Below are 18,366 nucleotides of genomic sequence, written 5' to 3'. Positions count from 1 at the left end.
GGGGGACGTTGCTGAGGGAGGGCCGCGCTTCGTTACTGCGGACGTTCCAATTGGGCCCCGGCCTTCGCCGGGGTGGTCGGGAAGAGTAGGTGTGGCCTAAACCGAAACCTTCTTCGCCCGCTGCGCCTCCACCAACGCAACAGCCCGCTGCACCGAAGCCTCAATCGACAAAAAGCTAGTATCCAGCAAAGCAGCATCCGCCGCCATCACCAGCGGCGCAGTAGACCGCCCGCTATCCCGAGCATCCCGAGCCCGGATATCTGCCAGCACCCGATCCTTACTCGCCGTCCCCCCCCGAGCCTGCAACTCCGCATGCCGACGCTGCGCCCGAATATTCGGCGTAGCCTTCACGAACAGCTTCGCATCCGCATCCGGCGCGATCACGGTCCCGATGTCACGCCCGTCGAGGATCGCGCCACCCTCCTGCGCCGCAAACCGCTTCTGCCGGTGCAGCAACGCCGCCCGCACCAGCGGATGCGCCGACACCACCGACGCCAGCGCGCCGATCTCGTCGTCGCGCAACGCCGGATCGCTCAGCAGTGCATCGCTGAAATCGCAGGCCGCGACCGCGTCGGCTTCGGTTTCCGGATCGAGCCCCATCCGCGCCACACTCAACGCGACCGCTCGGTAGAGTAGCCCGGTATCGAGATACGGCAGGCCGTAATGCTTGGCCAAGGCGCGCGCGATCGTGCCCTTGCCCGATGCCGCCGGACCGTCGACTGCGATGATCATTCTTATTCCCCCCGTCCGGTCAGCGCATCGAGCGACCGGAAGAACACGGGATAGCTCGTCGCCACCGGCGATACATCATCGATCGTGACGGACTGAACGGCGCCAAGTCCAGCCACCACCATGCTCATTGCGATGCGGTGGTCGAGTTTCGAGGCCACCCGAGCGCCACCGCGAATCGCCGCGCCGCCAGACCCGGTGATCGCCATGCCGTCTTCGAACTCCTCGCAAACAACCCCGCAGGCTTCGAGCGCGATCCGCATCGTCGTGATGCGGTCCGATTCCTTCACCCGCAGCTCGTGAGCGCCGCGCGCGACGGTCGTCCCGGTCGCGAAGGCTGCGGCGACGAACAGCACCGGATATTCGTCGATCATGCTCGGCGCGAGATCGGCCGGGACCTCGATCGCGGTCAGCGGCGCATGACGGACCCGCAAATCTGCGACGGGCTCACCGCCGACGGTGCGCGGGTCGAGCTCGGTAATATCTGCGCCCATCATCCGCAGAGCCGTGACGATCCCGATCCGCGTCGGGTTCAGCCCGACATTGCGCACTACGATATCCGACCCCGGCACGATCGACGCCGCCACCAGCCAGAACGCCGATGACGACGGATCGCCCGGCACCACAATATCCTGCGGCTTCAACTCCGCTTCGCCGGTGATCGAGATGATCCGCCCGGCCTCGGTTTCCTCGACGGTCAGCTTCGCGCCAAACCCGGTCAGCATCCGTTCGCTATGATCGCGCGTCGCGACCGGCTCGATGACCCGCGTGATCCCCGGCGTGTTGAGCCCCGCCAGCAGGATCGCCGACTTCACCTGTGCCGACGCGACCGGCAGCGTGTATTCGATCGGCACCGCCGGGCAGATCCCGCGCACCATCAACGGAAGCCGCCCGCCCGGCGAGGACGTGATGTCCGCTCCCATCTGCGACAGCGGCTCGATCACCCGCCCCATCGGTCGCCCCGACAGCGACGCGTCGCCGGTAAAGGTGCAGGTGATCGGATGGCTCGACACCAGCCCCATCAGCAACCGCGTCGACGTCCCCGAATTGCCCATCTCCAGTGCGGTCTCGGGCTGGAGCAATCCGCCCACGCCGACACCGTCGACCGTCCAGATGCCGTCCTCGCCACGCTCGATCGTAGCCCCCATCGCCCGCATTGCCGCCGCGGTGGCGAGCACGTCCTCGCCCTCCAGCAGCCCTTCGATCCGGCTGGTGCCGACCGCGAGGCTCGCAAACATCAAGGCGCGGTGGCTGATCGACTTGTCGCCGGGGACCGCGATCGAACCGGTCAGAGGACCGCGTGCGACGACGTCCATCGAAGTGGGAAGGGGGTGTGCCATGGGGCCGGGCTTTTGACAGTGGCCTTGCGCTATGGCAAGGCGCGCCCACTTTGCGAGGGTATCCCCCCGCAATCCATTCATCCGAAAGGTTCTATCGGCATGATCAAGCCGGAATGGGGCACGAAGCGTTCGTGCCCGAAATGCGCGACGCGTTTCTACGACCTCGAAAAAGCCGACCCCGTGACCTGCATCGAATGTGGGTATGCGTGGGAGCCCGAGCCCATCCTGAAGTCGAAGCAGCCGCTGCCGTTCGAGGTCGCCAAGCCCGACACCAAGAAGCCGGACGCGGATCTCGAGGATGACGAGGAAGAGGACATCGCCTCGATCACCGGCGAGGACGAAGAGCCGTCGGCGGACGACGAAGTCGATCTCGGTGGCGACGACGACCTCGGCGTCGAGACGCCGCAGGACGAGCACGAGCGCTAATTAGAATAAATTTGGCAGGCGGCATTTACGCCGCTTGCCAACCCGGGCGGGTCCGGTTAGTGACCCGCCTCCCAACGGGAATGGGGCCGTAGCTCAGCTGGGAGAGCGTTCGCATGGCATGCGAAAGGTCAGGGGTTCGATCCCCCTCGGCTCCACCATTTCCGTTGATGACCGGCACGCCGGGACAGCTTTTCAGATAGTTTCAGATGATACCGTCGGCGCCGATATGCGCCGCGTGCAGGTCGCTGAAAGTCTCCTCGATCGCCGCAACCATGACGCTTCCTGCGATCCGCGAGGCGGAATCGTTCGCCACCAGCAGGCCGACGCGGCGCGTGGGGTCGAAGCCGGTCAGCGGGATCATCGCGATGCCCTCGCTCGCAAAGCTCAGCGGCATGACCGTCATCCCAAGCCCGGCGCGGACATAGGTCAGCGCGCGGTCGTCGCTGACGGTGCGGGCGGCCATGAACGGGCGCACGCCGCGGGCGGTAAAGAAGCGGCTGGTCTCGGCCAGTGCTTCGCAGTGGCGGCGGACGATCATCGTTTCCTCCGCGACGTCGGCGACCGCGAGCGTGGCGCGTCCTGCGAGGCGGTGGTCTTTCGCTACCGCGACCGCGAAACCCTCCTCGAACAGCACGCGTCCCCGCGCATCGTCACCGATCGCGCCGAGCATCACGTCGATCCGCCCGCGGTCGAGCAACGCGACGAGTTCGCTGCTGCGTCCTTCGACCACTTCGAGGCGTTCGGTGGTGGAGGCGCGTCGCGCTCGGCCCAGCGAGGCTGCGATCCAGGACGGCGGCAGCGTCGTCGCGATCCCGAGCCGCACCAGTTTGGTCGGAACACTGTCCTGCAAATCCCGCTCGGCGGCGGCGAATTCGGCTTCGATCCGGCGCGCATGCACCGCGAACCGCGTGCCCGAGGGGGTAAGTTCGATCCTCCGATTGGTCCGCAGGAACAGCGTCTGGCCGAGCGCAGCCTCCAGCTTGGCGATGCCGACCGACAGCGTCGGCTGCGAAATCCGGCACTGGGCGGCGGCACGCGTGAAATTGCCCTGGTCGACGACTGCCAGGAAATAGCGCAACACATACCGTTCGATCATGGACGTTCCATCATGGACGTTCGATCATAGCAGGGCGACCATAGACACGATCTATCGCATATGTTCGGTCGTATCAATTTCTCTTGGGGCCCGCGACCGCGTATCATGGTCGCAACACAAGGTCTGGAGAGGCTGCATGATACCCGATTTCGATTTCGCACTCGGCGAATCCGCGGACATGATCCGCGAGAGCACGCACCGCTTCGCCACCGACAAGATCGCGCCCTTGGCCGCGAAGATCGACGCCGACGACTGGTTCCCGCGCGAACTGTGGCCGGCGATGGGCGAACTCGGGCTGCACGGTATCACCGTCGAGGAGGAGTTTGGCGGCCTCGGCCTCGGCTATCTCGAACACGTCGTCGCGGTTGAGGAAGTCAGCCGCGCGTCCGCCTCGATCGGACTCAGCTACGGCGCGCATTCGAACCTGTGCGTCAACCAGATCCGCCGCTGGGGCAACCCCGAGCAGAAGGCGAAATACCTCCCCAAGCTCGTGTCGGGCGAGCATGTCGGCAGCCTCGCCATGTCCGAAGCCGGCGCGGGCTCCGACGTCGTCTCGATGAAGCTCAAGGCCGTCAAGACCGACGCCGGCTACGTCCTCAACGGCACGAAGTTCTGGATCACCAACGCGACCTACGCCGATACCCTGGTCGTCTATGCGAAGACCGGCGAGGGCTCGCGCGGGATCACCGCCTTCCTGATCGAGAAGGACATGCCGGGCTTCTCGATCGGTCAGAAGATCGACAAGATGGGGATGCGCGGGTCGCCTACGGCGGAACTCGTGTTCAGCGATTGCCTGGTTCCGGTCGAGAACGTCATGGGTCCTGAAAATGGCGGCGTCGGCGTGCTGATGTCGGGTCTCGACTATGAGCGCGCGGTGCTCGCCGGGATCCAGCTCGGCATCATGCAGGCGTGCCTCGACGTCGTGATCCCCTATGTGCGCGAGCGGAAGCAGTTCGGGACGGCGATCGGCCAGTTCCAGCTGATTCAGGCCAAGGTCGCCGACATGTACGTCGCGCTGAGTTCGGCGCGCGCGTACGTCTATGCGGTGGCGAAGTCGTGCGATGCGGGCAAGACGACGCGGTTCGACGCGGCGGGCGCGATCCTGCTGGCGAGCGAGAGCGCGGTGAAGGTGTCGCTCGAGTCGATCCAGGCGCTGGGTGGGGCAGGGTACACGAAGGACTGGCCGGTCGAGCGGTTCATGCGGGATGCGAAGTTGCTCGACATCGGCGCCGGGACGAACGAGATTCGCCGGATGCTGATCGGGCGTGAATTGATAGGTGCCGCCCCGAAGGTGGCGCAGTGATGCGCCTACTGCTCCCCTCCCGCTTGCGGGAGGGGTCGGGGGAGGGCCTGCCACAAGCGTCCTTCCTGGCCGCATTCCCTCCCCTAACCCCTCCCGTGAGCGGGAGGGGAATCAAGTGACCGCGCCCGTCCTGACCTCCGCGCTGTCCCCCGACAGCGAAACCTTCCGCGCGAATGCGACCCACAACCGCGCGCTTGCCGAAGTCCTCCGCGAAGACGTCGCCCGAACCGCGCTAGGCGGCAACGCCAAGTCCCGCGAGCGGCACACGTCCCGCGGCAAGCTCCTCCCCCGCGACCGCGTCGAACGCCTGCTCGACCCCGGCTCGCCCTTCCTCGAAATCGGCCAGCTCGTCGCGAACGGCCTCTACGATAACGAAGTCCCCGGCGCCGGCCTGATTGTCGGCATCGGCCGCGTGTCCGGTCGCCAGTGCATGATCGTCTGCAACGACGCGACGGTGAAGGGCGGCACCTACTACCCGCTCACCGTCAAGAAACACCTCCGCGCGCAGGAAATCGCGCAGGAGAACCGGCTCCCCTGCATCTACCTCGTCGACAGCGGTGGCGCCAACCTGCCGCATCAGGCTGAGGTCTTTCCCGACCGCGATCACTTCGGTCGCATCTTCTTCAACCAGGCGCAGATGTCCGCGCTCGGCATCCCGCAGATCGCCTGCGTCATGGGAAGCTGCACCGCCGGCGGCGCGTACGTCCCCGCAATGTCCGACGAGACGATCATCGTCCGCGGGCAGGGGACGATCTTTCTCGCCGGCCCACCTCTGGTGAAAGCCGCGACCGGCGAGGTCATTTCGGCCGAGGAACTGGGCGGTGCCGACACGCATGGCCGCCGCTCGGGCGTGGTCGATCACGTCGCCGAGAACGACGAACACGCGCTGACGATCGTCCGCGACATCGTCTCGACGCTGCAACCGCAGGCGCAGACCGCGGTGAACCTCCAGCAGCCCAGGCCGCCGAAGTTCGCGCCCGAAGAGCTGTACGGCATCGTCCCGAGCGACGTCCGCGCGCCCTACGACGTCCACGAAGTCATCGCGCGGCTGGTCGACGGCAGTGAGTTCCACGAGTTCAAGGCGCTCTACGGCACCTCGCTCGTCTGCGGGTTCGCGCATATCTGGGGCATCCCGGTCGCGATCCTCGCCAACAACGGCGTGCTCTTCAGCGAAAGCGCACAGAAGGGCGCGCATTTCATCGAACTCGCCTGCCAGCGGAAGATCCCGCTACTGTTCCTCCAGAACATCTCCGGCTTCATGGTCGGCGGCAAGTACGAGGCGGAGGGCATCGCCAAGCACGGCGCCAAGCTCGTCACGGCCGTCGCCACCGCGACCGTCCCGAAGATCACGGTGCTGATCGGCGGCAGCTTTGGCGCTGGCAATTACGGGATGTGCGGCCGCGCTTATTCCCCACGCTTCCTCTTCACCTGGCCCAACAGCCGGATCAGCGTGATGGGCGGCGAGCAGGCGGCCTCCGTCCTCGCCACCGTCCACCGCGACGCGGAAAGCTGGACGCCCGAACAGGCCGAAGCCTTCAAGGCGCCGGTCCGCCAGAAATACGAGGACGAGGGCAACCCCTGGTACGCGACCGCGCGGCTGTGGGACGACGGCATCATCGATCCCGCGCAGACCCGTGATGTGCTCGGCCTGGCCTTTGCCGCGACGCTCAACGCTCCCATCCCCGAACGCCCCGCGTTCGGCGTGTTCAGGATGTAACCCGATGATCCTGCTGTCACTTCTTCTCGCCGCCGGACAGATCACGCCGGTCCAGCCGATCGTCAAAGGCACCGGCCTGCCGCCCGCCGTCGCTACCGAAGAGGCCGGCGTCATGGTCCCGATCGACGCGCTCTTCGCTGCGCTGGCCGCGCGCGACGGGCAGGCCATCCTCGCCCAGGTCCGCGCCGACGGCGGCGCCACCGTCGCCGAGGAAAAGCCCGACGGCACGCGGAGCATCCGCCGCATGGCCTGGCCGGCGTTCGCCGCCATGATCAAGCCCGGCCCCGAACGCTACGCCGAACGCCTCACCGATCCCGCGGTCGACATCGACGGCGACATCGCGATGGTCTGGTCGCCCTACGTCTTCACGATCGACGGCAAGGTCGCGCATTGCGGCACCGATCATTTCGACATGGTGCGGGAGGCGGGCCGCTGGAAGATCGCCAACATCACTTGGTCTTCGCGGACCACTGGCTGCGCTGTGCAATGATCACATCCCTCCTGATCGCCAACCGCGGCGAGATCGCCTGCCGTATCATCCGCACCGCAAGGGCGCTCGGCATCCGCACGATCGCGGTCTATTCGGACGCCGACGCCAACGCGCTCCATCTCCGTCAAGCCGACGAAGCCGTGCACATCGGCGCGTCCCCAGCGCGCGAAAGCTACCTAGTCGGCGAGCGCATCATCGCCGCGGCGAAGCAGACCGGTGCCGAAGCGATCCACCCCGGCTACGGTTTCCTCTCGGAGAATGCCGACTTCGCCCAAGCCGTGCTCGACGCCGGGCTGATCTGGGTCGGCCCCAACCCCGACAGCATCCGCGCGATGGGCCTCAAGGACGCCGCGAAACAGCGCATGATCGCCGCCGACGTACCCGTCACGCCCGGCTATCTCGGCGAGGACCAGTCTCCCGAACGTCTGAAGGTGGAGGCCGACGCGATCGGCTACCCGGTCCTCATCAAAGCGGTCGCCGGCGGTGGCGGCAAGGGCATGCGCCGCGTCGATACCGCCGCCGACTTCGCCGACGCGCTTGTCTCGTGCCAGCGCGAGGCTGCCTCGTCGTTCGGCAATACCGACGTCCTGATCGAGAAATACATCCTCTCGCCGCGCCATATCGAGGTGCAGGTCTTCGGCGACAGCCACGGCAACGTCGTCCATTTGTTCGAGCGCGACTGCTCGCTCCAGCGCCGCCACCAGAAGGTGATCGAGGAAGCCCCCGCACCGGGCATGGACGCCGCCACCCGCGAAGCGATCTGTGCCGCCGCGGTTAAGGCCGCCAAGGCGGTCGACTACGTTGGCGCCGGTACGATCGAGTTCATCGCCGACGCCAGCGAAGGCCTCCGCGCCGACCGCATCTGGTTCATGGAAATGAACACGCGGCTCCAGGTCGAGCATCCGGTCACCGAAGAGATCACCGGGCAGGATCTGGTCGAATGGCAACTCCGCGTTGCGAGCGGCGAGCCTTTGCCGAAACGTCAGGATGAGCTGGCGATCGACGGCTGGGCGATGGAAGCACGGCTCTATGCCGAGGATCCCGCCAAGGGTTTCCTGCCCTCCATCGGCACGCTCGAACGCTTCGATCTCGGCACCACCGCCCGCGTCGATACCGGGGTCGAGCAGGGCGCGGAAATCTCGCCTTTCTACGACCCGATGATCGCCAAGGTGATCGCCTGGGGCGAGGACCGCGAGACCGCGCGCGAAGCCTTGGCGGACGCGCTCGACGGCGCAGTCGTCTGGCCGGTACGCTCTAACGCCGGGTTCCTCGTCGAGGCGCTCGACCATCCCGACTTCGTTACGGGCACGCTCGACACCGGCCTGATCGCCCGCGAAGGCGACGCGCTCATGCCGCCGACGCACCCGACCGAAGAGGCTCTCACCGAGGCCGCCGGCGCGCTGGTATCCGCCGATCCGATCGCGGGCTTCCGCCTCAACGCCGCCGCCCGCCGCAGCGCGACGTTCCTGCTCGACGGCGAACCAGTCGAGGTCGAACTCGACGGACACGCCGGGAAGATGCCCGCGTTCGAAGACGTGCTGATCTCCGAAGCCGGCCAGACCTGGCAGCTGAAGCCGTGGCGTGCATCGGGCGTGGCGGCGGGCGGGGCAGCGGACGGCGCGATCCTGTCGCCTATGCCCGGGCGCATCATCGCGGTCGACGTCGCGGCGGGCGATACGGTCACCAAGGGCCAGAAGCTCGTCACGCTGGAGGCGATGAAGATGGAGCACTCCCTCACCGCACCGTTCGACGGCATTGTTGCGGACCTCAACGCAATCGAGGGCGGGCAGGTGACCGAGGGCACCATGCTCGTCCGCATCGAAAAGGACGCCTGATGGCAGGCCGCTATTACGACGACTGGAGCATCGGCGACCGGATCGAGCACGAGATCCGCCGCACGGTGACCGAGACGGACAACCTCCTGTTCTCGACCATGACCCACAACCCGCAACCGCTCCACCTCGACATCGAGGCGGCGAAGGCGAGCGAGTTCGGCCAAATCCTCGTCAACGGCACCTTCACCTTCGCGCTGATGGTCGGTTTGTCGGTCGGCGAGACGACGCTTGGCACGCTCGTCGCCAATCTCGGCTACGACAAGCTGGTGCATCCGAAACCCGTGTTCATCGGCGACACGATGCGCTGCCAGACCGAGGTGACCGACCTCAAGCCCAGCAAGTCGCGCCCGAACGCAGGCATCGTCACCTTCACGCACCGGCTGATCAACCAGCGCGACGAGATCGTTTGCCAATGCCTGCGCACCGCCCTGATCGAGCGGCGCGCTGGCGTGCCTCAGTGATTGTCGCGCGGTAGGCCCATCGTCTGCGCGATCCGCTGATACTTCTCGGCGCCCTCCAGGATCGCACCCGTTTCCATCTGACCGACAGTCGCGCGCTGAATTTCCTGCCACGGCGTCTGCGAGCGCGGGAAGGCATAGCCACCGTCTGCGGTCAGCGCACGGCGGCGCTCGGCGAGCTCCTCGTCGGAGATCAGCACGTTGGCGCTGCCCTTGGCGAGATCGATGCGAACCCGGTCGCCGGTCCGGATCAGCGCAAGCCCACCCATCGCCGCCGCCTCAGGCGAGGCGTTGAGGATCGACGGCGACCCCGACGTCCCCGACTGACGACCGTCACCGATGCAGGGGAGAGCATGGACCCCCTCCCGGATCAGATACGCCGGCGGCCGCATATTCACGACCTCGGCCGCACCCGGATAGCCGATCGGGCCGGCGCCACGCATGAACAGCAACGTGTCGGTCGTGATCCCGAGCGAGGGATCGTCGATCCGATGGTGATAATCCTCCGGCCCGTCGAACACGACCGCGGGGCCCTCGAATGCCTCGAGATCGTCCGGGTTGCTCAAATACCGGTCACGGAACTCGGGCGAAATCACGCTGGTCTTCATGATCGCCGAGTCGAACAGATTGCCGCGCAGCACGATGAAGCCGGCATCCTCCAGCAACGGCGTCGCGAACGGGCGGATGACGCGCTCGTCCTCGATCGTCGCGGTCCGGCAATTGTCGCCGATCGACTTGCCGTTGGCGGTCATCGCGTCCTCGTGGATCAGGCCCTGCTTCATCAGCTCGGCAACCACCGCGGGGACGCCGCCGGCATGATAATAATCCTCGCCAAGATATTCGCCCGCTGGCTGAAGGTTGACCATCAGCGGCACCTTGTGGCCGTGCGTCTGCCAGTCGTCGATCGGCAGGTCGACGCCGATGTGACGCGCAATCGCGGCCAAGTGGATCGGTGCGTTGGTCGAGCCGCCGATCGCCGAATTGACGACGATCGCGTTGTGGAACGCCTCCTTGGTCAGGATGTCCGAAGGCTTCAGGTCCTCGGCGACCATGTCGACGATGCGCTTGCCGGTCTTGTACGCGACCTCCTGGCGGTCACGATACGGCGCGGGGATCGCGGCCGAGCCGGGCAGCTGCATGCCGAGCGCTTCGGCAAGGCTGTTCATCGTCGTCGCGGTGCCCATCGTGTTGCAATAGCCGGTCGAGGGCGCGGACGACGCGACGAGCTTGATGAAGCCCTCGTCGTCGATCGCGCCGGTCGCGAGCAGCTCGCGCGCCTTCCACACGATCGTCCCCGACCCGGTCCGCTCGCCCTTGTGCCAGCCGTTGAGCATCGGCCCCACCGACAACGCGATCGCCGGGATGTTGACGGTCGCCGCCGCCATCAGGCACGCGGGCGTGGTCTTGTCGCAGCCGATCGTCAGGACCACGCCGTCGAGCGGATAGCCGTAGAGCACCTCGACCAGTGCCAGATAGGCGAGGTTGCGGTCGAGCCCGGCGGTCGGGCGCTTGCCGGTTTCCTGGATCGGGTGGACGGGGAATTCGAGCGCGATCCCGCCGGCTTCACGGATGCCTTCGCGCAGGCGTTCGGCCAGCACGAGATGGTGGCGGTTGCACGGGCTCAGGTCGCTGCCGGTCTGCGCGATGCCGATGATCGGCTTGCCCGAGCGCAATTCCTCCAGGCTCAGCCCGAAGTTCAGATACCGCTCGAGATAGAGCGCGGTCATGTCGATATTCTCGGGGTTGTCGAACCACGCGCGGCTGCGGAGCTTGCTGGAAGCGGGGGGCATGTCGGTCATCGGGTCGGTCATCGGGAGGCTTTCTGGAAGATCGGGATCGGTAGGATCAACGCGCGACGGAGACGCGGTAGATCATGCGATGATGATAGGGCTTGCCGGGATCGACGCGCGCAGAGCCGAACGCGGGCTGGTTGGGCGTGTCCGGAAACTTCTGCGGTTCGAGCGCCAGGCCGTCGCCCATCCGGTAGACATGGCCCGACTTGCCGATCAACGACCCGTCGAGGAAATTGCCCGAATAGAACTGTACGCCGGGCTCGGTGGTCAGCACTTCGAGCACGCGGCCCGACGCTGGATCTTCCACGCGGGCGGCGAGGCCGGGCTCGGGCGTCGCGCCCTTGTCGAGCACGAAGTTGTGATCCCAGCCATGGCCGATCACGATCTGCGGATCGCGGCCGTCGCGAATGCCGTCGGACAGAGCGCGACCCTTGGTGAAGTCGAACACCGTGCCCGCAACGGGCTTCATCTCGCCGGTCGGAATCAGCGTGGCGTTCACTGGGGTGTAGCGCCGCGCCGGGATCGTCAGCCGCTGGCCGTAGATCCCGGTCGCCGAGCCTTCGCCGGCCAGATCGAACAGCGCGTGGTTGGTCATGTTGACGATCGTCGGCGCATCGGTGGTCGCGTCGAAATCGATCGTCAGCGCGCCCTTGTCGTCGAGCGAATAGGTGACCTTGGCCATCAACGTGCCGGGATAGCCCTGGTCGCCCGCCGGGCTGGTCATCGTCATCACGACCTTTGCCTGCGCGCCGTTGGTGACCGAGACGATTTTCCACACCAGCTTGTCGAACCCGACGGTGCCGCCGTGCAGCGTGTTGGTCTTGTCGTTGAGCGGCAATTGATACGCTTTGCCGTCGAGCGTGAAGCGGCCGCCGGCGATGCGGTTGGCATAGCGGCCGATCGTCTGGCCCCAGAAATTGGGCGCGCTGGCGTAGCTCGCGGCATCGTCATAGCCGAGCGTGATGTCCGCCACCTTGCCGTTGCGGTCGGGCGCGTTCAACGACTGGAGCGTCGCGCCGAGGGTCATGATTCGCGCGCTCACACCATTGGTGCCGGTCAGCGTGACGGCTTCGATTGCGGTGCCGTCGGGCAATTTGCCGAACGACTCGCGCTTGGCCGACGCGGCCGACGCAGCCTGCGTCGATACCGCCGTCAGCACGGCCGCCATGATGATCCCCGTTTTTCCGATTGCGCGCATTTCGGTTCCCGTCCTTAATCGCTCGACGCCGTTGACGCGCCTTGTGAGGCTATATAGTCGGACAATATATTTCTGAGCAAGCCATGCGGGAAAAGACTGTCGTTCAGTCGCCGACATGGCACGGAGGGTGAGCGATTATGGCGATGCCGATACAGATGCAACGACCCGTCGAGGGCGCAGCGACACAGGGTCCGCCGGGGGGCAGTCCCAGTTACCGCTCCGCGCTGACCCTGCTCGCCAGCCTGTTCTTCATGTGGGGCTTCATCACGGTCATCAACAACACCTTGCTGCCGCATCTGCGCAGCGTGTTCGACCTGAGTTACACGCAGACCACGCTGATCGAGAGCGTCTGGTTCATCGCCTATTTCTTCGCGTCGATCCCGTCCGCCAAGCTGATCGAGCGGGTCGGCTATCAGCGCGCGATGGTGTTCGGGCTCGGCCTGATGGCGGTCGGCGCGCTGATGATGGTGCCCGCCGCGCGACTGCCCAGCTACGGCGTCACGCTGGTCGCGCTGTTCGTGATCGCGAGCGGCATCACGCTGCTCCAGGTCGCGGCCAATCCGTACGTCGCCGTCGTCGGTCCGCCCGAGACCGCGTCGTCGCGATTGAACCTGGTCCAGGCGTTCAACTCGGCCGGCGCGACGCTGGCGCCGTTGTTCGGCGGCTATCTGATCCTCGGCCGCTCGACCTCGGGCACCGCCGTCGCCGGGTCGACCGCGGTGCTGACCCCGGCCGAGCGGCTTGCCGACGCACAGTCGGTGGTGCTGCCGTATCTGATCGTCGCGGGCGTGCTGGTGGTGCTCGCGATCGTCATCGCGCGCTTCCCGCTGCCGGCGATGGGCGCAGCCACTCAGCGCTCGGCCAAGGCGGATCGGAAGGGGCTGTCGCTCTGGTCGCACCGCAACCTGGTGCTCGGCATCCCGGCGATCTTCATTTATCTGATAGCCGAGATCGGTGTCGCCAATCTGTTTATCAACTTCGTCAGCCAGCCGCAGATCGGCAATCTGACGCACGAACAGGCCTCGCATTATCTGTTCATCCTGTGGGGCGGGATGATGGTCGGCCGGCTGGTCGGCAGCGTCGTGATGCGGACGATCCCCGCCGAGCGCGTGCTGGCGGTGGCGAGCATCGGCGCATTCGTCGTCATGCTGATCGCGACTTTCACCACCGGCCATGTCGCGATGTGGGCGCTGATCTCGGTCGGGCTGTTCCACTCGATCATGTTCCCGACGATCTTCACGCTCGGCATCCGCGGCCTCGGTCCGCTGACCGAGGAAGGGTCGGGGCTGCTGATCATGGCGATCGCGGGCGGTGCGCTGGTGATCGTTCAGGGTTGGCTCGCCGATACCTACGGGTTGCAGATCTCGTTCCTGCTGACCGCGGCGTGCGAACTCTACATCCTGTTCTACGCGGTCTGGGGCTCGCGCGTGACCGACGCGCTGCCAGATCCTGTCGCCGTTTCCTGAAGTGCGGCGCCCCTTGACCGGGGCGCCGATTTAGCGCTGATTTAGCGGGCAGCGACGAAACGGCGGTGGCGTGCGATCAGCGCGCCATCGCCAGTTTCGTATCCTCCAGCGCCAGGTCGACCAGCGTCCGCATCGCCGCGCTGGCGCCGTTCGCATCGCCCGCGGCGATCGCGTCATAGACCAGCATGTGATCGGGAATCGGATTGCGGGGCAGGGCACGGGCGCGCTGCTTGAACTGCGTCGTCCAGTTGACCGCCGCACCGATGCTCGCACTCAGCACGATCAGCGCATCGTTGCCCGTCGCGGTCAGCACCGCGTCGTGAAACTCGCGATCCGCGGCGCGCCCCGCTTCGGTAGCCAGCGTATGTCGCCGCATTGCCGCCAGCGCATCCTTCATGATCTTTAGGTCGGTTCGTTCGCGCCGTTCCGCGGCAAGCGCCGCCGCCGCCGGCTCGACGATCGCGCGCAATTCGAACAACCCCCGGACGAAGGTGATGTCGGGCTCGCCCGCAAACGCCCAGGCGAGCACGTCGGGATCGAGCAGGTTCCACCGACTGCGCGGCAGGACGCGCGTACCGATCTTCGGTCGACTTTCGACCAGTCCCTTGGCGGTCAGGACCTGGACCGCCTCGCGGTAGGCGCTGCGCGACACGTCGAGCGTTTTCGAGAACTCGACCTCGCCGGACAGCGTGTCGCCGGGTGCATACTCCCCCGACAATATCGCGGTGCCCAGCTTGTGCGCCACCGCACCGTGAAGGCGCCGACCCGTGCCGCGCGGAACGCGGGCGACCGGCGTTTCGTCTCCACTGCCAACCTCCACGGGATCCTCGATATGATCCCCGATATGATCCCCAATATGATCGGTGTCCGTCATAACGCTTGCTCCCTGAACACGGCGTAACAGTCCCTGCGCGATCAAGGAACGACAAAGATTGCCAAAGCCCGGCGCCGCTTATATGTCGGAGTATAGGGAGTGGATACTATGTCAGACACAAGCACGAGCCAGACCGAGCGTTCGGCGTTTCGATCCATCGATGCCGCCACCGGACTTGCGGTGGGTAATCCGATCGCGGTCCATGGTCCAGCCGACGTCGAGGCCGCCTGCGTTGCCGCCGACGCCGCCTTCGATGCGTATCGCGCGACCGGCAACGACGCGCGGGCCGATTTCCTCGAGCGGATTGGCGACGAGATCGTCGCGCTCGGTGACGACCTGATCGTCACCGCGATGCGCGAAAGCGGCCTGCCGCGCGCGCGGCTCGAGGGCGAGCGCGGTCGTACCGTCGGCCAGTTGAAGCTGTTCGCGGGCGTCGTCCGTCGCGGCGGCTGGATGGGGCTGCGGATCGAGCCCGCGCTCCCCGATCGCGCACCGCTGCCGCGTCCCGATCTGCGGCTGCGGATGATCCCGCTCGGCCCGGTCGCGGTGTTCGGCGCGAGCAATTTCCCGCTCGCCTTCTCGACCGCCGGCGGCGACACCGCGTCGGCGCTGGCGGCCGGTTGCCCGGTCGTCGTCAAGGGTCACCCGGCGCATCCCGCGACCGGCGCGATGGTCGCCGGCGCGATCGACGCCGCGGTTGCAGCCTGTGGTTTGCCGAAGGGCGTGTTCTCGCATCTGGTCGGCCCCGGCAACGATCTCGGTAGCGCGCTGGTGCAGGATCCGCGCATCGCCGCGGTCGGCTTCACCGGATCGCGTGCCGGCGGCCTGGCGCTCGTCAAGCTCGCGCAGGGTCGTGAGGTCCCCATTCCGGTCTATGCCGAGATGTCGAGCATCAACCCGGTCGTGCTGCTGCCCGAAGCCCTGAAGGCTCGCGGCGCGGCGCTCGGGACGGCGTTCGTCGGGTCGCTGACGATGGGGGCGGGGCAGTTCTGCACCAACCCCGGTCTCGTGCTCGCGGTCGAAGGCGATGGGCTCGACGCGTTCGTCTCCGCCGCGGCCACCGCGCTGCCCGAGGCGCCGGCTGCGACGATGCTCACCGGCGGTATCCATGCCGCGTATGAGCAGGGCATCGCCGCGCTTGCGAGCCATGCGGCGGTGAAGGAGATTTCGCGCGGCAAGGTCGGCGAAGGCGTCGCACAGGGGCAGGCGGCGTTCTTCGAGACGACCGCGGCGCAGTTCCTGAGCGACAAGGCGCTGGGTCATGAAGTGTTCGGTGCGTCGTCGCTGCTGGTCCGCTGCACGAGCGAGGACGAGCTCCACGCCGTGCTGCGCGCCGCCGAGGGCCAGCTGACCGCGACGATCCAGATGGACGCGGGCGATGCCGACATGGCGTCGCGGCTGATCCCGCTGCTCGAGCGCAAGGCCGGACGGATTCTCGCGAACGGCTGGCCGACCGGTGTCGAGGTCGCGCATGCGATGGTGCATGGCGGTCCGTTCCCGGCGACGTCGGACGGCCGCACGACCTCGGTCGGCAGCCTCGCGATCGATCGCTTCCTGCGGCCGGTGTCGTACCAGAATTTGCTGCCCGAACTGCTGCCGGAGGTGCTGCGTGACGGCACGACGGCGCCGCGGCTGATCGACGGCGTTCCTGCCAACTAATCGAAATATCGGGGGACGAACCGTAACAGCGGCGTCCCGACTAGGAGAGAGACTGATGACTTTGCGCCTGTTGCAGCATGTTGGCGTCGACGGCACGCGATCGGTGATCGCGGCCACTCATGAGGGGGCGGCGTTCGTTACCGGTGTCGACAGCGTCCGCGCGCTGGCCGAACGCGCGATCGCCGACGGCACCGATCTCGCCGCCGCGGTAGCGGCCTGCGGAACGGGCGACAGCGTCGATATCGCCGCCGAACTCGCCGCCGGTCGCCTGACTTCGCCGATCGATCATGTCGATCCCGCGCACCTGATCATGACCGGCACCGGCCTGACGCATCTCGGCTCGGCCGAGGGCCGCGACAAGATGCACCGCGCCGCCGCGGATGCCGAGAAGCAGACCGATTCGATGCGGATGTTCCTCGAAGGCGTCGAGGGCGGCAAGCCCGCCGCGGGGACGCGCGGGCAGCAGCCCGAATGGTTCTACAAGGGCGATGGCTCGGGACTCGTCGCACCCGGTGCTGCGCTGACGATGCCCGACTTCGCCGAGGATGGCGGCGAGGAGCCCGAGCTTGCCGGGATCTACCTGATCGGTCCCGACGGCACGCCGTTCCGCCTCGGCCTGTGCCTCGCCAACGAGTTCAGCGATCACATCACCGAGCGCCACAACTACCTGTGGCTCGCGCATTCGAAGCTGCGCCAGGCGTCGCTCGGCCCCGAATTGCTGGTCGGCACGCCGCCCCAGCATATCGAGGGGGCGAGCCGCATTCACCGCGACGGCGCCCTGCTGTGGGAAAAGCCGTTCCTGTCGGGCGAGGCGAACATGTCGCACAGCATCGCCAACCTCGAAGCGCATCATTTCAAGTACGACCTGTTCCGCCGTCCGGGCGACGTGCACGTCCATTTCTTCGGCACCGCGACGCTGTCGTTCGCCGATGGCGTGGCGACGCGCGAAGGTGATGTGTTCGAGATCGAGGCGGCGCCGTTCACATTGCCCTTGCGCAACACGCTGACCAAGGCCGCACCGCAGCCCGTCGTCGTGAAGGCGCTCTGAGAATGGCCGCCATCCGCGTCGCCGTCGTCGGCATGGGCAAGATCGCCCGCGACCAGCATCTCCCCTCGATCGCCGGTAATCCAGACTTCGATTTCGTGGCCAGCGTCAGTCCGCGCGATCCCGGCGTCGAAGGAGTCGCCAACTACACGTCGCTGGAGGCGTTGCTCGCCGACGGTCCGACGATCGACGCGATCGCGCTCTGCACCCCGCCGCAGGTGCGCTACGAGCTGGCGTCGATGGCGCTCGCCAAGCGCGTGCACGTGTTCCTCGAAAAGCCGCCTGGCGCGACGCTGGCCGAGGTCGATGCGCTCGAAGCCCAGGCAGCCGAGACCGGTACGACGCTGTTCGCCGGCTGGCATTCGCGGTTCGCGGCGGGGGTCGCGCCGGCCAAGGCGTGGCTCGCCGACCGGCAGATCCAGCGCGTGTCGATCGTCTGGCGCGAGGATGTCCGCGTCTGGCATCCGGGGCAGGCGTGGATCTGGGAGCCGGGTGGTCTCGGCGTGTTCGATCCCGGGATCAACGCGCTGTCGATCGCGACCGAGATCCTGCCGCAGCCCTTCTTCCTGACCGCCGCGACGCTGTCGACGCCCGCCAACCGCGCGGCGCCGATCGCTGCCGACCTGACCTTCCGCAGCGCCGCGGGCACGCCGATCAGCATGGATCTCGACTGGCGCCAGACCGGCCCGCAGAGCTGGGACATCACCGTCGAGACCGATGCCGGTACGCTCAGCCTCGCCAAGGGCGGCGCGGTGCTCACTTTGCCGAGCGGCACGGTGCATAACGACGACGAGGAATATCCCGGCCTCTACACCCGCTTCGCCGCGCTGATCCGCGGCGGCCAAAGCGAAGTCGACACGACCCCGTTCACACTCGTCGCCGACGCATTCCTGCGCGGCACCCGCAAAACCGTGGAGGCTTTCGATGATTGAGGCAA

At 66.8% G+C, this 18,366-nt stretch carries 16 protein-coding genes and 1 tRNA gene; 11 read left to right on the top strand and 6 right to left on the bottom strand.

Annotated features, from left to right (window positions below; translation table 11 throughout):
* Window positions 1–96 precede the first annotated feature (96 nt).
* Both cmk and aroA read right to left on the bottom strand, forming a co-directional pair.
* Window positions 97–732 (bottom strand): (d)CMP kinase, encoded by a 636-nt coding sequence (gene cmk / locus H8S47_RS04760; protein WP_187502768.1) that lies wholly within the window; start codon window positions 730–732, stop codon window positions 97–99.
* Between the two features lie 2 nt (window positions 733–734).
* Window positions 735–2,069 carry a 3-phosphoshikimate 1-carboxyvinyltransferase gene (gene aroA, locus H8S47_RS04755; RefSeq protein WP_187502767.1) on the bottom strand — a complete coding sequence of 445 codons (1,335 nt, stop codon included), beginning with the start codon at window positions 2,067–2,069 and terminating at the stop codon, window positions 735–737.
* Between the two features lie 99 nt (window positions 2,070–2,168).
* Here aroA and H8S47_RS04750 point away from each other — a divergent pair, with 99 nt between their 5' ends.
* Both H8S47_RS04750 and H8S47_RS04745 read left to right on the top strand, forming a co-directional pair.
* Window positions 2,169–2,495, top strand: a complete 327-nt coding sequence (locus H8S47_RS04750; protein ID WP_128454229.1) for a TIGR02300 family protein — start codon at window positions 2,169–2,171, stop codon at window positions 2,493–2,495.
* Window positions 2,496–2,577: 82 nt separating this feature from the next.
* Window positions 2,578–2,653, top strand: a tRNA-Ala gene (locus H8S47_RS04745).
* A gap of 44 nt (window positions 2,654–2,697) precedes the next feature.
* Here the strand turns inward: H8S47_RS04745 and H8S47_RS04740 are convergent.
* Window positions 2,698–3,591, bottom strand: coding sequence for a LysR family transcriptional regulator (locus H8S47_RS04740; RefSeq protein ID WP_187502766.1), 894 nt, complete (start codon window positions 3,589–3,591; stop codon window positions 2,698–2,700).
* Window positions 3,592–3,727: 136 nt separating this feature from the next.
* Here H8S47_RS04740 and H8S47_RS04735 point away from each other — a divergent pair, with 136 nt between their 5' ends.
* The 5 genes from H8S47_RS04735 (at window position 3,728) to H8S47_RS04715 (ending at window position 9,397) form a co-directional block, all read left to right on the top strand.
* A complete protein-coding gene (locus H8S47_RS04735; protein ID WP_187502765.1) occupies window positions 3,728–4,894 on the top strand; it encodes an isovaleryl-CoA dehydrogenase in 1,167 nt (388 codons plus the stop codon).
* A gap of 115 nt (window positions 4,895–5,009) precedes the next feature.
* Window positions 5,010–6,611: a carboxyl transferase domain-containing protein gene (locus tag H8S47_RS04730; RefSeq protein WP_187502764.1), complete on the top strand. Its 1,602-nt coding sequence runs from the start codon at window positions 5,010–5,012 to the stop codon at window positions 6,609–6,611.
* Between the two features lie 4 nt (window positions 6,612–6,615).
* Window positions 6,616–7,101 carry a nuclear transport factor 2 family protein gene (locus H8S47_RS04725; RefSeq protein ID WP_187502763.1) on the top strand — a complete coding sequence of 162 codons (486 nt, stop codon included), beginning with the start codon at window positions 6,616–6,618 and terminating at the stop codon, window positions 7,099–7,101.
* Window positions 7,098–8,936: an acetyl/propionyl/methylcrotonyl-CoA carboxylase subunit alpha gene (locus H8S47_RS04720; RefSeq protein ID WP_187502762.1), complete on the top strand. Its 1,839-nt coding sequence runs from the start codon at window positions 7,098–7,100 to the stop codon at window positions 8,934–8,936. Before H8S47_RS04725 ends, H8S47_RS04720 begins: the two co-directional genes overlap by 4 nt.
* Window positions 8,936–9,397, top strand: coding sequence for a MaoC family dehydratase (locus tag H8S47_RS04715; RefSeq protein ID WP_187502761.1), 462 nt, complete (start codon window positions 8,936–8,938; stop codon window positions 9,395–9,397). Before H8S47_RS04720 ends, H8S47_RS04715 begins: the two co-directional genes overlap by 1 nt.
* Here the strand turns inward: H8S47_RS04715 and H8S47_RS04710 are convergent.
* Entirely contained in the window at window positions 9,391–11,193 is a 1,803-nt protein-coding gene (locus tag H8S47_RS04710; RefSeq protein WP_187502797.1) for an IlvD/Edd family dehydratase, read from the bottom strand. The genes H8S47_RS04715 and H8S47_RS04710 overlap by 7 nt on opposite strands.
* Window positions 11,194–11,239: 46 nt before the next feature.
* A complete protein-coding gene (locus tag H8S47_RS04705) occupies window positions 11,240–12,385 on the bottom strand; it encodes an aldose epimerase family protein (protein WP_187502760.1) in 1,146 nt (381 codons plus the stop codon).
* Between the two features lie 155 nt (window positions 12,386–12,540).
* On the opposite strand from H8S47_RS04705, the gene H8S47_RS04700 reads away from it, so the two are divergent.
* A complete protein-coding gene (locus H8S47_RS04700) occupies window positions 12,541–13,851 on the top strand; it encodes a sugar MFS transporter (RefSeq protein ID WP_398457771.1) in 1,311 nt (436 codons plus the stop codon).
* A gap of 76 nt (window positions 13,852–13,927) precedes the next feature.
* Here H8S47_RS04700 and H8S47_RS04695 read toward each other — a convergent pair whose 3' ends face one another.
* Window positions 13,928–14,725: a FadR/GntR family transcriptional regulator gene (locus tag H8S47_RS04695; protein WP_187502758.1), complete on the bottom strand. Its 798-nt coding sequence runs from the start codon at window positions 14,723–14,725 to the stop codon at window positions 13,928–13,930.
* A gap of 108 nt (window positions 14,726–14,833) precedes the next feature.
* On the opposite strand from H8S47_RS04695, the gene H8S47_RS04690 reads away from it, so the two are divergent.
* From H8S47_RS04690 to H8S47_RS04680, 3 genes are read left to right on the top strand one after another with little or no spacing between them, the layout of a single operon-like run.
* Window positions 14,834–16,384 carry an aldehyde dehydrogenase (NADP(+)) gene (locus H8S47_RS04690; RefSeq protein WP_187502757.1) on the top strand — a complete coding sequence of 517 codons (1,551 nt, stop codon included), beginning with the start codon at window positions 14,834–14,836 and terminating at the stop codon, window positions 16,382–16,384.
* Between the two features lie 55 nt (window positions 16,385–16,439).
* A complete protein-coding gene (araD1, locus tag H8S47_RS04685; RefSeq protein ID WP_187502756.1) occupies window positions 16,440–17,432 on the top strand; it encodes an AraD1 family protein in 993 nt (330 codons plus the stop codon).
* A 2-nt stretch (window positions 17,433–17,434) separates the two neighbouring features.
* On the top strand, window positions 17,435–18,361 hold the full coding sequence (locus tag H8S47_RS04680) for a Gfo/Idh/MocA family protein (RefSeq protein WP_187502755.1): 927 nt from the start codon (window positions 17,435–17,437) through the stop codon (window positions 18,359–18,361).
* The last annotated feature ends 5 nt before the right edge of the window (window positions 18,362–18,366 follow it).

This window comes from Sphingomonas albertensis (assembly GCF_014358075.1).
GTDB lineage: Bacteria > Pseudomonadota > Alphaproteobacteria > Sphingomonadales > Sphingomonadaceae > Sphingomonas > Sphingomonas albertensis.
This window is presented reverse-complemented; position numbering and strand designations above follow the sequence as displayed.